The following is a 15,923-nucleotide window of genomic DNA, read 5'->3' on the forward strand; positions in this document are numbered from 1 at the left end:
AAAATATGAATTGCAATCTTTTTTTATTTTAAAATAGTAACCAGTTTTATTTTTTTGCAAGTCCTAATTTAACTTCAACTTCATTTAACGTAGATAAAGCGAGGACAATATGTTGGTCCGCAAGTCCTAAAGCATGTTTAGTATTTTCAATTGTTTCATTGGATAGAGTAGAGTTATTTGCTCCGTCTATAATTAAATTTGCTGCGTTTTTCATAAATTTAGAAGCAGTCTTAAATTCAGTTGTGAAATAAATTAGTTGTTCTTGTATTTGTACTTCCGATATATTTTCTTTAATTTTCACAGTGTCTATTTCGTTCATGATTTTTTCATATTGTTTGGAAATAGCAGTCATTGTGACTAATAGTTTATCTCTATCTACTGAATCTCCGTTCGTGTTAATCTCTTCCCAGGTAGGCAACCAATCTTTTTCGATGATGTCATTATAATTTGTAGTTAATTCATCAATTTTTGGTTGTAATTTAGTTTTAAAACTTTTTGTATCAATTGTTTCTACGGTAGTTTTTTCGTTATTATTTTTATCTTTAGTTGTGTAGAAAATCGTACAGGTAATAATAAAAATAGAAATAACGATTGTCCATTTATTAAAAAATAATTTCTTCAATGGGTAATACCTCCAAAAATAAATATCTTTTAATTATAATATATAACAATAATATTGTTAATGATAGAGAATATAGTCTGGAATTAATTTGAATTATATTTTTTATATACGTAAATAATCGAGATTAGTAAAATAATGAAAGTAATATGTGAGAAAAGAGGGTTTTTAGTGAAAATGAATAGAAGAAAACTAGTTTCAAATATTTCAACGGTTGTGTTATTAGCTGGTTTATTTACACTTATATATTTAGACAAAGAATCTAAAATTGAAGATTTTCCAGTACCAATGTCAGCAATTCATATTAACGATGATAAGGAAGAGGAGTATAAATATATAAGTGTAATGCCTATTACAAAGGCTAGTGGATGGGAGAACTTAGGGGAAAACGGACATACTGTTAGTTTTAAAAAAGAGGAGCGGAAGGTAACTGTATTACATTATCCAGGAGAAATTACATATTATTTATTTGAACAAAAGGTGAATAAGGAAGGGAGATAAGATAAAGTTGTAATTCGTTAAGGGTTACATCTTTTCTTTTGATTCTGAATTATTTGAAATACAATCAGATAGATGGTTTGATAGATGTAGTGATAAATATGATTAGTTCTATATGCACATAAAGAGTAATGAGGAGATTATAAAAATATTATGTAAACTGAAAATTATAAGTGGAAGGTAAATTATATCCTAAGGGGGAGTTAAAAATGTTAATAAAAACAATCTACTGTAAAGTGGAAGAAGAGAAAAAAGAGTTATTTTCAAAAGCACAAGAAAAATGGCAAGCTATACAGCAGCTAGATGGATTTCATGGGCAATTTGGTGGATGGTATGAGGATGAGGCATGTGTATTTACTTTATGGGAAGATAGAAGTGCGTATCAATCATTTATGAATGCTGCTCACGATACCATTTATTTAAATAGTAATCAAGAGGATACGTTTCTTTCATGTGAAATTGAATTGTTTCAAACGTTGTATGATATAACTGATATGCCTTTGAAAGACGTAGTTACAGAAGGAACATTCGTAAGAGTTGCTATATGTGATGTAAAGGTGGGAAAGGAAAAGTATTTCTTACATAAACAAGAAACAATTTGGAATAAAGGGATGAAAAATGCAAAAGGGATGTTAGGTGGAGTTATTGGGAAGTCTTTAAAAACTGAAAATCGTTACATTGTGCTAACTTATTGGAAAGATGAAATGACGCATCAAAATTATGTAGAAGAGATTTTCCCTGAGTTGTATAAACTAGCTAATATTCATGATGATTTAAAAGATATAAGAGGTAAACAAGCTGTATGTAAGGAAGAGTGGCTTGTATATTAAGTGTACAAAACGTGCATAAATGAATGTATAATAAAGATATTTTCTTATAAACGAGTAATTAATAGAAGACGTTATATACCCTTTCATGTTAATATATTTAAGTTATAATAGAAGGCTTACCCTTTTGTATTGTACGGTAGAAGCAGTGTGAGCTTGAATTTTTTTGAAAAGGATGTGCCTAATTTGCGTATCAATAAATTTATTAGTGAAGCTGGAAAAGCGTCTCGACGTGGAGCAGATAAACTAATTAATGAGAGAAGAGTAATTATTAACGGTAAGGTTGCAAAAATTGGTGACCAAGTAAATCCAGGTGATGATGTACGTGTAAATGGAGAGCAACTTCGTATTGCTCGAGATCACGTATATATCGCTTTAAATAAACCAGTAGGTATTACATGTACGAGTGAAAAAGCTGTAAAAGGTAATATTATCGATTTAGTGAATCATCCATTACGAATTAGTCACATTGGACGTCTTGATAAAGACTCAGACGGTTTAATTTTATTAACGAATGATGGTGATATTGTAAATGAAATTTTACGTGCTGAAAACAAACATGAAAAAGAATATATCGTTTCAGTAGATAAGCCAATTACACCTGATTTTCTAGAGAAAATGGCAGCTGGTGTGAAAATTTTAGGAACGAAAACGCTTCCTTGTGAGGTAACACAGTTATCAAAATATGAATTCCAAATTATTTTAACTCAAGGGTTGAATCGTCAAATTCGTCGTATGTGTGAAGCTTTAGGTTATCAAGTATACACTTTAAAGCGTACAAGAATTATGAATATAGAATTAAATAATTTACCTGTTGGACAGTGGAGAGATTTATCGAAGAAAGAGAAACGACGTCTATTTTCAGACTTAAATTACGAACCACAAGATTGGTAAAATTGAGAAGAGGAAACCAAAAATCTATTTTTGGTTTCTTTTTTTATTTAATAAAAAATCATTTTTAAACACTTGCAAAAATAAAATGAATAAGATATAGTAAATAACAATTAATGGATGTACTTTTAAAAGCAAAGAAAAGGACACGAGTTATTTTATCCGGTTATACAGAGAAGGAAGGAAAGCTGAGAACTTCCTAACGCAGAAAAATAACTTACCACCTTAGAGCTGCACTGGGGAAACTAAGTATCTAGTGCCGTGTAAGCGACGTTATCGCAAAAGAAGCCATTATGTTTTTTGTGATGGGAATCTGGGTGGAACCACGGATATAAGCATATTCGTCCCTATTTTAGGGATGAATATGCTTTTTTGTATTTAATTTCATAATAAGCGAAGAAAAGGACACGAGTTATTTTATCCGGTTATACAGAGAAGGAAGGAAAGCTGAGAACTTCCTAACGCAGAAAAATAACTTACCACCTTAGAGCTGCACTGGGGAAATTAAGTATCTAGTGCCGTGTAAACGACGTTACCGTAAAAGAAGCCATTGTATATTTACAATGGGAATCTGGGTGGAACCACGGGTAAAAGCACGCTCGTCCCTATTTTAGGGATGAGTGTGCTTTTTATTATGAAATGGAGAGATGAAAAATGAAAGAACAGATGATTGAAATGAAATTTCCGGATGGAAGCGTTAAAGAATTTGTAAAAGGAATTACTTTAGAAGAAATTGCGGGATCCATTAGCAGTAGTTTAAAAAAGAAAGCAGTCGCAGGGAAAGTAAATGATCAGTTATATGATTTACGCCGAAATATTGAAGAAAATGCGGAAGTAGAAATCGTTACTATAGATTCAAATGAAGGGGTAGAAATTGCAAGACACTCTGCGGCACATATTTTAGCGCAAGCTGTAAAGAGAATGCATGGTAATGTAAACCTTGGTGTAGGACCTGTTATTGAAAATGGATTTTATTATGATATGGATCTTCCGAGTAGTGTAAACGTAGAAGATTTACCGGAAATCGAAAAAGAAATGAAAAAAATTATAAATGAAAATATAAAAATAGAGCGAGTTGAGGTTTCACGAGAAGAGGCAAAAAAACTGTTTCAAGAAATGAATGATCACCTGAAATTAGAATTGTTAGAAGCAATTCCTAGTGGGGAAAGTGTAACACTCTATAAACAAGGTGAATTTGTAGACTTATGTAGAGGACCTCATTTACCGTCAACAGGCTATTTGAAAGCCTTCCAATTAACTCACGTTTCTGGTGCATACTGGCGAGGTGATAGTAACAATCAAGTGCTTCAGCGTATATATGGTGTTGCGTTCTCTTCTCAAAAAGAATTAGAAGATTATTTACATTTCGTTGAAGAAGCAGCAAAAAGAAATCATCGTAAATTAGGTAGTGAGCTGGAGTTATTTATGTTTTCTGAAGAGGCTCCGGGAATGCCATTTTATTTACCGAAAGGACAAATTATTCGTAATGAATTAGAAGCATTTTTAAGAGGAATTCAAAAAGAGTATAAGTATCAAGAAGTACGTACTCCGTTTATGATGAACCAAGAATTATGGGAGAAATCAGGACACTGGGGACATTACAAAGACAACATGTATTTCTCTGAAGTAGACAATAAAAGTTTCGCATTAAAACCAATGAACTGCCCAGGACATATGTTAATGTTCAAAAATAAATTACACTCTTATCGCGAATTGCCAATTCGTATGTGTGAGTTCGGTCAAGTACACCGACACGAATTTAGCGGGGCATTAAATGGATTATTAAGAGTACGTACTTTCTGCCAAGATGATGCTCATTTATTTGTAACTCCAGAACAAATTGAAGATGAAATTAAATCTGTAATGGCGCAAATTGATTACGTTTATAAAACTTTTGGATTCGAATATGAAGTAGAGCTTTCTACTCGTCCAGAAGATTCAATGGGTGATGATAAGTTGTGGGAGCAAGCAGAAGAGGCATTAGAAAATGTATTACATTCATTGAATTATAAATATAGACTAAATGAAGGTGACGGTGCATTTTATGGACCGAAAATCGACTTCCATATTAAAGACGCTTTAAATAGAAGTCATCAGTGCGGGACAATCCAACTAGATTTCCAAATGCCAGAGAAGTTTGATTTAAATTATATAGATGAGAAGAATGAAAAGAGAAGACCAGTTGTCATTCACAGAGCAGTTTTAGGATCTTTAGACCGCTTCTTAGCGATATTAATTGAGCACTTTGGAGGCGCGTTCCCGGCATGGGTGGCACCGGTTCAAGTGAAGGTCATTCCAGTTTCGAATGCAGTCCATGTACAATACGCAGATGAGATTGCGGATAAATTAGCACAAGCTGGCATTCGTGTTGAAAGAGATGTACGAGATGAAAAGTTAGGATATAAAATAAGAGAAGCACAAATGCAAAAAGTTCCTTATGTTCTTGTTATTGGGGATAAGGAAATGGAGAACGGATCTGTAAATGTACGTAAATACGGTGAAGACCAGTCAGAAGTTATTGAACTAAATGGGTTTGTGGAGAGTATAAAAGAGGAAATAAAAAATAAGAAATAGAGATTGATAATAAAATACACCATTAACATGTATTACTGAATTTAAACTCATTAAAGAACCATAATAAATGATGAAGGGATAGCTTAATCGCTATCCCTTCATCATTTATTGCCATATACTTCACTTCATACCGTTAAATCATTTTCTGATTTTATATTAATGGCTTCTTGTAAGAGCTTTTGGAGAACTGCAGCAAAAACAGCAATCACGATAGAGGAGAAAATAATGATCAATCCAATTGGTATAAAACTTGGAGGATCAATTTTTTTTGCCATAAGATAGTAAAGTGGCATACCTAGTATGTATATGGTACCGATAGTGAGGGCACAGTATTTTATATTTTTTAAAGCCTTTACTGATAATACCGAGAACGCTTTGTTCTTATCAATATAACTTAAAAGTTTAAAAACTTGATACAGAGCGAAGTAAAAAGGTATCGTCGCTACGTACATATCAATTAAAACGAGAGATTTCATATAAGCAATAGCTGGATACAATTCTCCAGCGAAATTCCCGATTTTAGGAACTAAAAATATGCACAATGCAAGAACTACTATACCTATAAAAACAATAGCTAGTTTTAAAAAGAGTGTTGTAACTTGTTTCATAAAAAGCACCTCGTTTATTTAATGACAACATGATTTTATCATATAATTTATCGTTTTAAAATAAAATTATATTGTTTTTTAACTTATTATTATTATTGTTATTTATGTATCCTATTAATTTTGATAAAAATAAAAAACTTGCTCATTACAAATGAATCCACCTTATGAAATGGTCTGTAATATTTTTTACCTTACAAAAATGTAAGGTAAATGTAAGCGAAATCGAAGGAACGAGTTTTAGAAAAGTGAGAATATGGAATAGGAAAAAGGTTTACGTAACTCGTGTAATCCTTTCTGATTGAAAAGTTTAAAAATTATTAAGGATTTACATGAGAAAAAGATAAGAAATATGTGAGAAATTAATTTTATACAAAAGGGATGGAGTGAAAGAGATGTCAACAAATGTAGTTACTGTAGAACGTGTAGAAAAAACGTATGGGAAAAGAAATGAGAATCAGTCAAAAGCGTTAAGGGGTGTGTCATTAAGTATTAAAGAAGGGGAATTCGTCGGGATTATGGGTCCTTCTGGATCTGGAAAAACGACTTTACTTAATGTGATTAGTACATTGGATCAAGCAACGGGTGGCAGTGTGACAATAGCTGGTACAAATATTACTTCTATGAAGGGGAATGCATTATCTGATTTTCGATCCCAAAAATTAGGATTCATTTTTCAAGATTTTAACTTACTAGAAAACTTATCAATTTATGAAAATATCGCTTTACCACTTTCTCTGCAAGGCGTACCTTCAAGTGAGATTACGGGGAAGGTAAATGAGGTTGCAAAGAAATTAGGGATTACTGAAATTTTAACGAAATATCCAACTGCTGTTTCTGGTGGACAAAAGCAAAGAACGGCGGCAGCACGAGCTTTAGTACATAATCCAGCAATCGTATTAGCAGATGAACCGACAGGTGCGCTTGATAGTAAAAATGCAAAAAGCTTATTAGAAGCGATGCAAGATTTACATGAAAATCACAATGTAAGTATTTTGATGGTTACACACGATGCATTTAGCGCGAGTTATTGTGAACGTATTTTATTTATTCAAGACGGTCTTCTTTATAAAGAGTTAAAGCGTCAAGGAACGCGAGAAAATTTCTATCAAGACATTTTAGGCGTGCTCGCTCATATGGGCTCAGCTGCTGAGTCTAAGTAGGGGGCAAGACTATGTTATTCAAATTATCACGTCATAGTATGAAAAAGATGTTAAAAGATTATATGGTTTTACTTATTGGTCTCGTTATTAGTATTAGTATTTTCTACATGTTCCAAACGATGGCGATGAATAGTGAATTTACGAAGGATAATAGTCTTATTGGTAGTATTAGACTCGTATTTTGGGTAGGTGCCATACTATTATCTTTCATTACTGTATTTTATATTATATATGCCAATTCTTTCTTACTCACATTAAGAAGAAAAGAACTCGGTATGTACATGATGCTCGGTGCGAAAAAGAAAAAAGTAGCACAGTTATTATTTATTGAAACATTCGGTATGGGTATTGTCAGTATTATTATCGGGATCTTAGTAGGGATGTTACTTGCAAGTGTAGCAGGAAACTTTTTAATGAATGGTATGGAAATTTCAGCAAAAGGTAGTTATTCATCTGTATATACACCAGCAATCTTAGTTACAGCTATTTTCTTCTTAATACTATTTTTTATTACCGGTTTAATGAATAGCATCCGTTTATTACGTAAAACAGAATTAGAATTAATACGTGAAGATGAAACACTAGATGAAGTGAAGAAAAGTAAAACTCGCATTATTATAATGACTGTACTTGGTGTATTACTAGTAAGTACAGGATATTATTTTATGGTAAATATAAAAATGTTTGCTGAACTTGGTTTTATAATAGCGACAATCGTTACAACACTCGGAACATATTTTATCTTTAGTTCATTGCTTCCATTTTTTGTGATGAAAATTAAAGGGAATAAAAAACGAAATGAAACGGGCTTAAATAGTTTTACATATGCACAGCTACGCTTTCGAGTAAATAGTTTATCGAGAGTATTAGGTACCGTAGCGATGTTAATTGCATTAGGTGCAGGTGCGATGACGGCAGGGATGGCGTTCCAAAAAAATGTAGGTATTATGACAGACTTCTCTCGTGTATATGATGTCGTAATTCATGATCCAAATAATCAAGATAAAGCAGCCTTAAAAGAAATGGAAATTGTGGAAGAAAGCAAGTATAAGTATAAAGTAGATGGAGAAGCGGTTTATTATTTACGTAACGACTTAACTGAGAAACCACCACTTGTTTCAGACCACTTTGATACAAAAACTTTAAAAGAACCTGCTCGTAAACGTGTGGCTGAACCTTTAACTGACCCTGTTTATTCTGCTTTGGAAGCTCCTGAAGCAGCCAATAAACTTCCTCGTATGCCAAGGGATTGGGAAGATGCGGTTGTAAGAGAAATACAAATTACACATAATCAATTTAACGGAAAACCTGTAAGGATTGCAGATGAAGAACACTACAAAGCAGTTCAAGGAACGGAACATAGTGTAACATTAGCAAAAGTAGATGATATGAAAAAATATAAACCGTTGTTAATTGAAATAGACAAGAGACAAAAAGAACAAATTGAAAAAACAACAGGTGCAAAAGTAGACTTATTTACGAAAATGACAATTTATCAGTTTATGAACAGTTTCATGAGTGGAACAATGTTTATGGGATTTTTCCTCGGAATTGCCTTTTTAGCAATGATGGCAAGTTCTCTTATGTTCAAAATATTAACAGGTGCTTCTCGTGACGTACGACGTTATGAAATGTTACGAAAAATTGGTGTGAGACGTAGTATGTTAACGAAAAGTATATATAAAGAAATTTCATATTTATTTATCTTCCCGGCAATCATTGGGATTTCCCACGTGTTAGTAGGGCTAAACTTATTTAGCTTCATATTAGTTGACCCGTTTGTAAAAGTGTGGGTGCCGATAGGGATTTTCTTAGTCATTTATTTCATCTATTACTGGATAACTGTTCAACTTTACAAAGGTATGGTAATGCCGAAAGAAGAGGTAGCGAAATAGTTAAAGGAAAAAAGTCTTTGTTTTGAAAACAAGGGCTTTTTTCTTTATTTTTAATACATTGTGACCGAGTCTTTCTATAAAATTTATATTGAAAATTAAGAAAATATTAAGAGTTTATATAGGGGAAAGTTAAGAAGTGTATGGGATATTAAAAATGTGCAAACGAGCAAGATGAAATTAGAGAGAGAAATTGTTATATATTCATATTATTTTGAGGGAGTTTTACAGAATTAAATTGATGTTTTTATAAATTTAAAAGAAAGGAGACTACTTATGAAGAAGATAAAAAAATTAATAAAACTTATTGGTGCCATCACTACACTATTATTAATCGTAGCACTAATATTTCCTACATGGACTTCGCAAATAAAGGGGAAGAACAGTATAAACATATTAGAGCAAGTAGAGATAAATGGCAGTGGTCATGAAATTATGATACGCGGCAAAGATAGGAACAATCCAGTTATTATTTTTGTACATGGTGGACCAGGAACTTCAGAAATACCATATGCTCAAAAATACCAAAACTTATTGGAAGAGAAATTCACAGTTGTTAATTACGATCAAAGAGCGAGCGGGAAGTCGTATCATTTCTTTGAAGACTATTCGAACCTTATATCAGATCTTCTTGTAGAAGACTTATTAGCTATGACAGATTATATTTCAAACCGTCTTGGTCGAGAAAAAATAATATTGGTTGGTCATTCTTACGGTACATATATCGGAATGCAAGCTGCCAATAAAGCCCCGGAAAAATTTGAAGCATATGTTGGCATCGGGCAAATGAGTGATACAGTAGAAAGTGAAATCGATAGTTTAAAATATGTGGTTGAACAGGCACAAAAAGCTGGGAATACAGATGAGGTGTCCTATTTAAATGGGTTGACTGAAAAAATTAAAAATGGCGATACATACACTCCGAGAAATTATGTTGCGAAATATGGTGGAACATCAAGACTCATTGAAAATCCAGATGGTGATAACATCGGAATGTTACTCAGTAATGAATATAACTTGTTAGACGTAATTCGTTATAACGTTGGATTATCACATTCTCAAACTGTCTTATTAGAAAAGGATTTAAAGAATCCATTGCCTACTAAGGTGACTAAAATGAAGCTACCGCTTTATTTCCTTATGGGGAAATATGACTATAACACTTCATATCATGCAGCAAAAACATATTTTGATACGATTGAAGCAGGTCAAAAAGAATTTATTACTTTTGAGAAGTCAGCTCATTATCCACAATTTGAGGAGGAAGAAAAATTTTATAATTGGATGTGCGATACATTCGTAAAATAAATAAAGTGTATCCGAACTTTAGAAAATTATAATAGTTAGCGAGACGTATAAAGATATTTAGATGCATAGTATTAACTGAAGCGAAGTTAAATAAAAAGACTCTTGATAAAAAACAAGAGTCTTTTTTATATTGTTCTCTATACAGAAGGAAAAGATTGGATAATGGTCGAAAAATATAATATAACTTCCAAGAAATGACTGAAAAAATAAAATTTTGTCGAGAGAAAGGGTTAGAAGTATGAAAGAAATGCTACAGTTATTTCGCAACAAAGTGTATGCCCGTTTTTTTCTAGCAAATATTTTAGAGCGACTCGGTTCTATGATTGCTGGAATTTCTTTAATGTTTTATTTGTTAGACCAGTACGGAAAACAACCAGTTTACGCAACGATGACACAAATTATGATGGCATTACCCGCATTAATCTTTTTTCTATTAGTAGGGACAGTAGTGGATCGTTTTGATAGACAACGTATTTGTACGGTAAGCAACATATGTTGTTCGCTCTGTAATATCGGAATTCTAATTTCGCTTTATTACGGAATGATTATACTCGTCTTTATATTTTTATTTTTGGAAAATGCATGTATACAATTTTTCTCTCCATCAGAACAGTCGATGATACAAGGAGTAGTTGAATCAGACCAATACGGTGCAGCAGCAGGTATGAATCAAATGGTAAATAGTTTGTATGCTTTGTTTGGGGTAGGAATTGCAACGATGGTGTACTGGACTTTTGGAATTTACGGGAGCATTTTAGTAAATACGCTCACATTTATTATGAGTGGTATTTTGATTCAAACGATCTCCATTCCAGAAAAAGTTCGTTTGCCAAATGGTAGAACAAAGTGGAAAGAAGTTAATTTGAAGATGTTAATAACAGAGTTTCAAGAAGGGATCAAGTATATATATCAAAATGACACTTTAAAAAAATTACTTTTAGGATTTATCGTATTTGGACTATTAAATGGTATTTTAAGCGTATCCACTACTTACATATTAAAATATAAATTAGCACCAGCAACGTATGAAAGTTTAGCGATGGTGGGCGGTGTAGTTGGAGGGATTTCATTATTAATTGGAAGTATAGTAGCAACAAGTATAGGTAAGAAATATGCACCTAAGCCTATTATTGTATTTGGTATGGCGGGCTCAGGAGTCTTTTTCGGTATGTGTTACTTTGTAAATCACGTATGGTCTTTTTATGTATGTATCGCTTTTGCGACTTTCTTTTTACCATTTATTAATGTTGCAATAATGGGCTGGATGTATGAAATTGTAGAAGAGTCATTCATGGGACGCGTTCAAAGTTTACTTAGTCCATTAACGACAGGATTCCAGCTGTTATCTCTCGGTGCGATAGCGATGTTGTTCCCGAAATGGATTCGTGCAGATACGTTGTTTATTATTTTATTTGGTTTATTATTTTTTGTTACGTGTTTATATCGAGTCATTTTACCTAGTGGAAAGAAACGAGTGCAAGGTATAGCTGAAGAGATGTAATATATCTGGTTTTGATTTCTGAATATTCTATCGGATAGTAAGGAGAAATCGTTATGTTGATGCGAATTGTTAAATGGTGTGGGATTACTTGTTTACAACTAGTAGCTGCTATTTTATGTATAATCTGCTTAGGTGCGCTGCCACGTTTATTTAAGGGATTGCAAATGGATTTAATCGGTTTTTGGAACACGATTGTATTTCTTGGAGGAAAGTTACTTCAACCAGGTGAAATTACATATGGATTTCGGGACTCAAGAAAATTATTTCCACAAATATGGATTCATTATATTGAAACGATGATTGTATTTCTATCAGCGTTTTTACTATCTTTGCTTATAGCGTATGTACTTGTCGTTTGGGTATTGCAACGTTCTCATATGAAACAGAAAATGTGGAACGGGATTTTTCTTACGCTTGAGAGTTTACCAGATATATTACTTATTTTATTATCACAACTTCTTGTCGTAATTCTTTTTCAAAAAACAGGATTTATGCCGGTCAAATTAGCTGGATTAGGGGAAGAAAGGATACGTTTGTTACCGATTATATGTCTTACAATACCAACAACATTATTATTTATTAAACTGTTGTTATTACGATTTAAAGAAGAGTTAGAGAAAGATTATAGTTTGTTTGCCAAGAGTAAAGGATTAAGCTTACAGCATATTTTGACACATCATATTTCAAGAAATGTTTTATTGACGACAATTTATTATGCGAAAACAAATATATTATTTATGCTTTCCAATTTATATATTATTGAATGGATATTTAATACATATGGTATGTTTGTTTTTGTAAAAGAAAATTCTAAATTAGAAATATTTACAGTGAGTCTAGTAATATTATACGTACCGCTTTTTATACTATTTCGTATATTACATACACTCTTGCAAAATGTGATAAAGGAGCGTGTGTAATATGTGGCAAGTTGTAAAAAGAGATGTGAGATTTTGGATAGGTATTACTTTTTTAAGTGTACTAATGATTGTTAGTATTGGATATACGGTGTTTTTTGATGGGAATATTCGCGAACTTACGATGATGTATAACGAAAAAGGAGAACTAGAGGCAGCTCCATTTTCGCCATCAAGTAAATTTTGGTTTGGAAGTGATGTGAAAGGCCGCGACATTGTTCAATTAATAATAGAAGGCGCGAAATGGACAGTTGGAGCGAGTATAATTATAGCGATTTTACGAGTTATAGTTGGAGGGGGAGTTGGTTTACTTCTTGGTATGTATGGTAAACGTTCTTTTCCAGTTATTTCATCATTTTTTGATCCTTTTAGTATTGTACCAATGGTCATGATTTCTTATTTTATGTTAAATGAAGTTTTAACGTTTGACAGTGGAGCGGAAGTTGTGCCGTTGTATTTGCGGGTGGCATTTCAAATTATAGTTCTTGTATTTCTTGCTGTACCAACAGTTATGCTATATGTAGCGCAAGAAGTAAAACGTATTAAGAAAGAGGAATTTATGTTGGCAGCTACTGTTCTCGGCGGGAGTAAATGGCAGAGGTTGAAGCGCCATATATGGCCGCATATGTTACCACCATTTCTTTTATTAGTAGCCCAACAATTTGTGAGTACTTTATTGCTTCTTTTACACCTTGGTTTGTTGCAATTATTTTTTGGTGGAACAATAACCTTCAGTGGAATGGATCCAGATAGTGTAACAAAAGAATGGACTGGCCTAATTGGTCAAAACTTCCGCCATTTAACTACACATACATGGATTGTACTTATACCAATTGCTTTTTATAGTATGACGATTTTAGCGGGAAATCTAGTTAGTAATAGTATGCAAGATGCGATTAAACTAGGAAATATAAAAATACTTAAGAGCAAGGATAAAGAAGTAAAGGAAGAGAAACGAATACAAACTAATGTGAATGATTTTTCTTTCTATAGAGAGGTACAAAAATAAAAAAGATAGCTGAAGTTAAAAAACAGTAAAGTTTTAAAAGAAATAATAATCGAATTATTATGGAAATATCGATAGTGTAAATCCTATAATTGAACTGGGTGATTAAAAGTGACTATACAAAATAAAAAGATAATTGATATATGTGATAACCACAGACTATTAAATAAATATTCACGTAACAGTATTCCAAGCGTAATCTTCATAGCAGGGTTAGGCGATAGTTATGAGACATGGAAAAAAGTCCAAGACCGAATATCGCAAGAAACATCAACCTTTTCCTATAACAGGTCGGGTATTGGCAGGAGTCAAGTCGCATCCGTCCCGACGACTTGCTATAATCTAGTCGAGGAGCTAAACGAATTGTTGCTAGCGCTTGAAGTGGAGAAGCCCTATATATTGGTAGGACATTCTTTTGGTGGTTTGGTCGCTAGATTATATGCCAGCCTTTATCCACTGAACATCTGCGGTATGATTTTGGTTGACGCTGCACCGGAATATAAAGAACTTGCCTATGAAAAGGTTCTACCCGAAAATCTGCTTGCAAGAAATAGGGAATATTACGAGAATCCTATGTTGAATAGTGAGAAGATTGATAAAATACAAAGTTATAAGCAAATCGTTGATCATTCAAAGCAAAGTAACCTCCCTCTTGTAATTATTACAAGAGGTTTACCTGACAATGTTGAAGAGGGATGGCCATCTCAAGAAATATTGGAAATTGAGCAAAGACTCCAAGCAGAATTCCAATGGCTATCAACGTCAAGCAAGTACCGGATTGCTAGTCGAAGTGGACATTATATTCATCATGATGAGCCAGAAGTTGTTATAGAGGAGATTATGTTAATGTTGAAGGAGATGGGGAAATGAGCGATACAAGGACTAAATTGATGCTGGATTTGCAAAGAATTGAGAAGGATGAGTATCAGTTACGCGAAGGTGAGCAGCATCAAGATTTCTTACCTTTGTTACTTCAATATATTGGCGATCCTCAGCCAGAATTACGGGATAACCTGATTTATTCGATGTTTTATATGTGGATTAGAGAAGAGAATAGATTCAGTGAAGAGGAGTTACGAAGCCTCTTAACTGTTCTGACTGATGAGAACCATTTGTTCTATAGTATTGGTAGCGAGGATGATCAGTCAGTTTTTACAAGGACGTTCTCTGCTTTACCTATCGCTTTGATTGTGCAACGTCACAGACAGAATCCATTTTTTAATCAAGCGGAAATTGAGCAATTAATACATGCGATGCTCCGTTATTATAAAGAGGAGAAGGATCTGCGAGGTTACATTTCAGTAGGAGGCTGGGCTCACAGCGCGTCTCATGGTGCGGATGTTTTTGTCGAGCTGGTGCAGTGCGAGGAGAGCAGCGTCGCACTGCTGCGTGAGGTTCTTGTCGCTATTTCTGGCATGCTTCATAATGGTAGACACATTTTTAGCGATGAGGATGATGAGCGGTTGGTAAACATCGTGGATACGATGATTGACAAAGAGTTACTTCCACATCAAGAAATCGCTGATTGGATTAGCGGCTTAGCGCAATGCTGCAATTTGCCGAGAAGTCGCAGTCAGGTGATTGCTCGCGTGAACAGCAAAAATTTTTTACGCAGTCTCTATTTCAGAAGGGGAAAAGATAGCCGAGGGAATGAGCTTAACACTGTCATACTTAGTACTGAGGCAATTTTGAACAGGTTTTCTTTCAGTTAAAGGGTTAGAGGGGCCGTCCCAAAAGCCATCGGAAATTGGCTTTTGGGACGGCCCCTTTTTATGTCAAGAAAAACAAGAAGAAACCATCCATTGGTAAAATGGAAGTACCACCCACCACGCACAAAAGGAGAGGCAAGGGCTGCAATTAAGGCAGTTTTTCCTCATTGAACTAAAGGGTAGCATTTCTGTAAAGATTGTGAAAAAATGCTTATTGAACTAACGCATGCGTTAGTTCAATAAGGTCTAAAAATGTTGTTTTAGTAAATGAGGTCATATGTAGTACAAAAAGGATAGATAATGCATATACTTTCTGCTTTATCTATCCTCTTCTTTTTCGTCTATACAATGTGCAACATTATATAACTATTATTGATATACATATGCTAAATACCTATTTCTTGGTTCTAAAT

General features: G+C 33.5%; 14 protein-coding genes and 2 other annotated features. Of the genes, 12 read left to right on the forward strand and 2 right to left on the reverse strand.

All coding sequences use genetic code 11. The features are described 5' to 3' along the window. Positions 1–46 precede the first annotated feature (46 nt). Positions 47–622 (reverse strand): hypothetical protein, encoded by a 576-nt coding sequence (locus tag DT250_RS27175; RefSeq protein ID WP_088081789.1) that lies wholly within the window; start codon positions 620–622, stop codon positions 47–49. Positions 623–754: 132 nt separating this feature from the next. Here DT250_RS27175 and DT250_RS27180 point away from each other — a divergent pair, with 132 nt between their 5' ends. From DT250_RS27180 to thrS, 4 genes are all read left to right on the forward strand, one after another. Then, positions 755–1,120: a hypothetical protein gene (locus tag DT250_RS27180; RefSeq protein WP_147788060.1), complete on the forward strand. Its 366-nt coding sequence runs from the start codon at positions 755–757 to the stop codon at positions 1,118–1,120. A 206-nt stretch (positions 1,121–1,326) separates the two neighbouring features. Further along, complete coding sequence (locus tag DT250_RS27185) at positions 1,327–1,947, forward strand: YdbC family protein (protein ID WP_149213994.1); 621 nt, start codon at positions 1,327–1,329, stop codon at positions 1,945–1,947. 183 nt (positions 1,948–2,130) lie between these two features. Continuing rightward, the gene (gene rluF / locus DT250_RS27190) at positions 2,131–2,838 is read left to right on the forward strand and encodes a 23S rRNA pseudouridine(2604) synthase RluF (RefSeq protein ID WP_001222161.1); all 708 of its coding nucleotides are present in this window, start codon (positions 2,131–2,133) and stop codon (positions 2,836–2,838) included. A 125-nt stretch (positions 2,839–2,963) separates the two neighbouring features. Beyond that, positions 2,964–3,187, forward strand: a binding site (T-box leader). A 35-nt stretch (positions 3,188–3,222) separates the two neighbouring features. After that, positions 3,223–3,445 (forward strand) — a binding site (T-box leader). A gap of 44 nt (positions 3,446–3,489) precedes the next feature. Then, a complete protein-coding gene (thrS, locus tag DT250_RS27195) occupies positions 3,490–5,409 on the forward strand; it encodes a threonine--tRNA ligase (RefSeq protein ID WP_098705183.1) in 1,920 nt (639 codons plus the stop codon). Between the two features lie 125 nt (positions 5,410–5,534). Here the strand turns inward: thrS and DT250_RS27200 are convergent, their stop codons facing one another. Beyond that, positions 5,535–6,017, reverse strand: coding sequence for a DUF2975 domain-containing protein (locus DT250_RS27200; RefSeq protein ID WP_046959368.1), 483 nt, complete (start codon positions 6,015–6,017; stop codon positions 5,535–5,537). 392 nt (positions 6,018–6,409) lie between these two features. Here DT250_RS27200 and DT250_RS27205 point away from each other — a divergent pair, with 392 nt between their 5' ends. From DT250_RS27205 to DT250_RS27240, 8 genes are all read left to right on the forward strand, one after another. Next, positions 6,410–7,177, forward strand: coding sequence for an ABC transporter ATP-binding protein (locus tag DT250_RS27205; RefSeq protein ID WP_000106412.1), 768 nt, complete (start codon positions 6,410–6,412; stop codon positions 7,175–7,177). Between the two features lie 11 nt (positions 7,178–7,188). After that, positions 7,189–9,072: an FtsX-like permease family protein gene (locus DT250_RS27210; protein ID WP_149213995.1), complete on the forward strand. Its 1,884-nt coding sequence runs from the start codon at positions 7,189–7,191 to the stop codon at positions 9,070–9,072. A gap of 273 nt (positions 9,073–9,345) precedes the next feature. Then, on the forward strand, positions 9,346–10,377 hold the full coding sequence (locus tag DT250_RS27215) for an alpha/beta hydrolase (protein WP_088063312.1): 1,032 nt from the start codon (positions 9,346–9,348) through the stop codon (positions 10,375–10,377). A gap of 214 nt (positions 10,378–10,591) precedes the next feature. Continuing rightward, on the forward strand, positions 10,592–11,878 hold the full coding sequence (locus DT250_RS27220; protein WP_149213996.1) for an MFS transporter: 1,287 nt from the start codon (positions 10,592–10,594) through the stop codon (positions 11,876–11,878). A gap of 53 nt (positions 11,879–11,931) precedes the next feature. After that, positions 11,932–12,798, forward strand: coding sequence for an ABC transporter permease subunit (locus DT250_RS27225; RefSeq protein WP_149213997.1), 867 nt, complete (start codon positions 11,932–11,934; stop codon positions 12,796–12,798). Position 12,799: 1 nt separating this feature from the next. Then, on the forward strand, positions 12,800–13,804 hold the full coding sequence (locus DT250_RS27230) for an ABC transporter permease subunit (protein ID WP_088063314.1): 1,005 nt from the start codon (positions 12,800–12,802) through the stop codon (positions 13,802–13,804). A gap of 108 nt (positions 13,805–13,912) precedes the next feature. After that, positions 13,913–14,671 (forward strand): alpha/beta fold hydrolase, encoded by a 759-nt coding sequence (locus DT250_RS27235; protein ID WP_046955760.1) that lies wholly within the window; start codon positions 13,913–13,915, stop codon positions 14,669–14,671. After that, positions 14,668–15,513 carry a DUF2785 domain-containing protein gene (locus DT250_RS27240; protein ID WP_088122076.1) on the forward strand — a complete coding sequence of 282 codons (846 nt, stop codon included), beginning with the start codon at positions 14,668–14,670 and terminating at the stop codon, positions 15,511–15,513. The genes DT250_RS27235 and DT250_RS27240 overlap by 4 nt, the downstream gene beginning before the upstream one ends. Positions 15,514–15,923 lie beyond the last annotated feature (410 nt).

The sequence above is a fragment of the Bacillus sp. AR2-1 genome, from assembly GCF_008368755.1.
GTDB lineage: Bacteria > Bacillota > Bacilli > Bacillales > Bacillaceae_G > Bacillus_A > Bacillus_A wiedmannii.

Coding starts and splice junctions, on each gene's coding strand:
- DT250_RS27200 (WP_046959368.1), bottom strand. CDS start 6,017: ATGAAACAAGTTACAACACTCTTTTTAAAACTAGCTATTGTTTTTATA.
- DT250_RS27210 (WP_149213995.1), top strand. CDS start 7,189: ATGTTATTCAAATTATCACGTCATAGTATGAAAAAGATGTTAAAAGAT.
- thrS (WP_098705183.1), top strand. CDS start 3,490: ATGAAAGAACAGATGATTGAAATGAAATTTCCGGATGGAAGCGTTAAA.
- DT250_RS27230 (WP_088063314.1), top strand. CDS start 12,800: ATGTGGCAAGTTGTAAAAAGAGATGTGAGATTTTGGATAGGTATTACT.
- DT250_RS27185 (WP_149213994.1), top strand. CDS start 1,327: ATGTTAATAAAAACAATCTACTGTAAAGTGGAAGAAGAGAAAAAAGAG.
- DT250_RS27240 (WP_088122076.1), top strand. CDS start 14,668: ATGAGCGATACAAGGACTAAATTGATGCTGGATTTGCAAAGAATTGAG.
- DT250_RS27215 (WP_088063312.1), top strand. CDS start 9,346: ATGAAGAAGATAAAAAAATTAATAAAACTTATTGGTGCCATCACTACA.
- DT250_RS27225 (WP_149213997.1), top strand. CDS start 11,932: ATGTTGATGCGAATTGTTAAATGGTGTGGGATTACTTGTTTACAACTA.
- DT250_RS27205 (WP_000106412.1), top strand. CDS start 6,410: ATGTCAACAAATGTAGTTACTGTAGAACGTGTAGAAAAAACGTATGGG.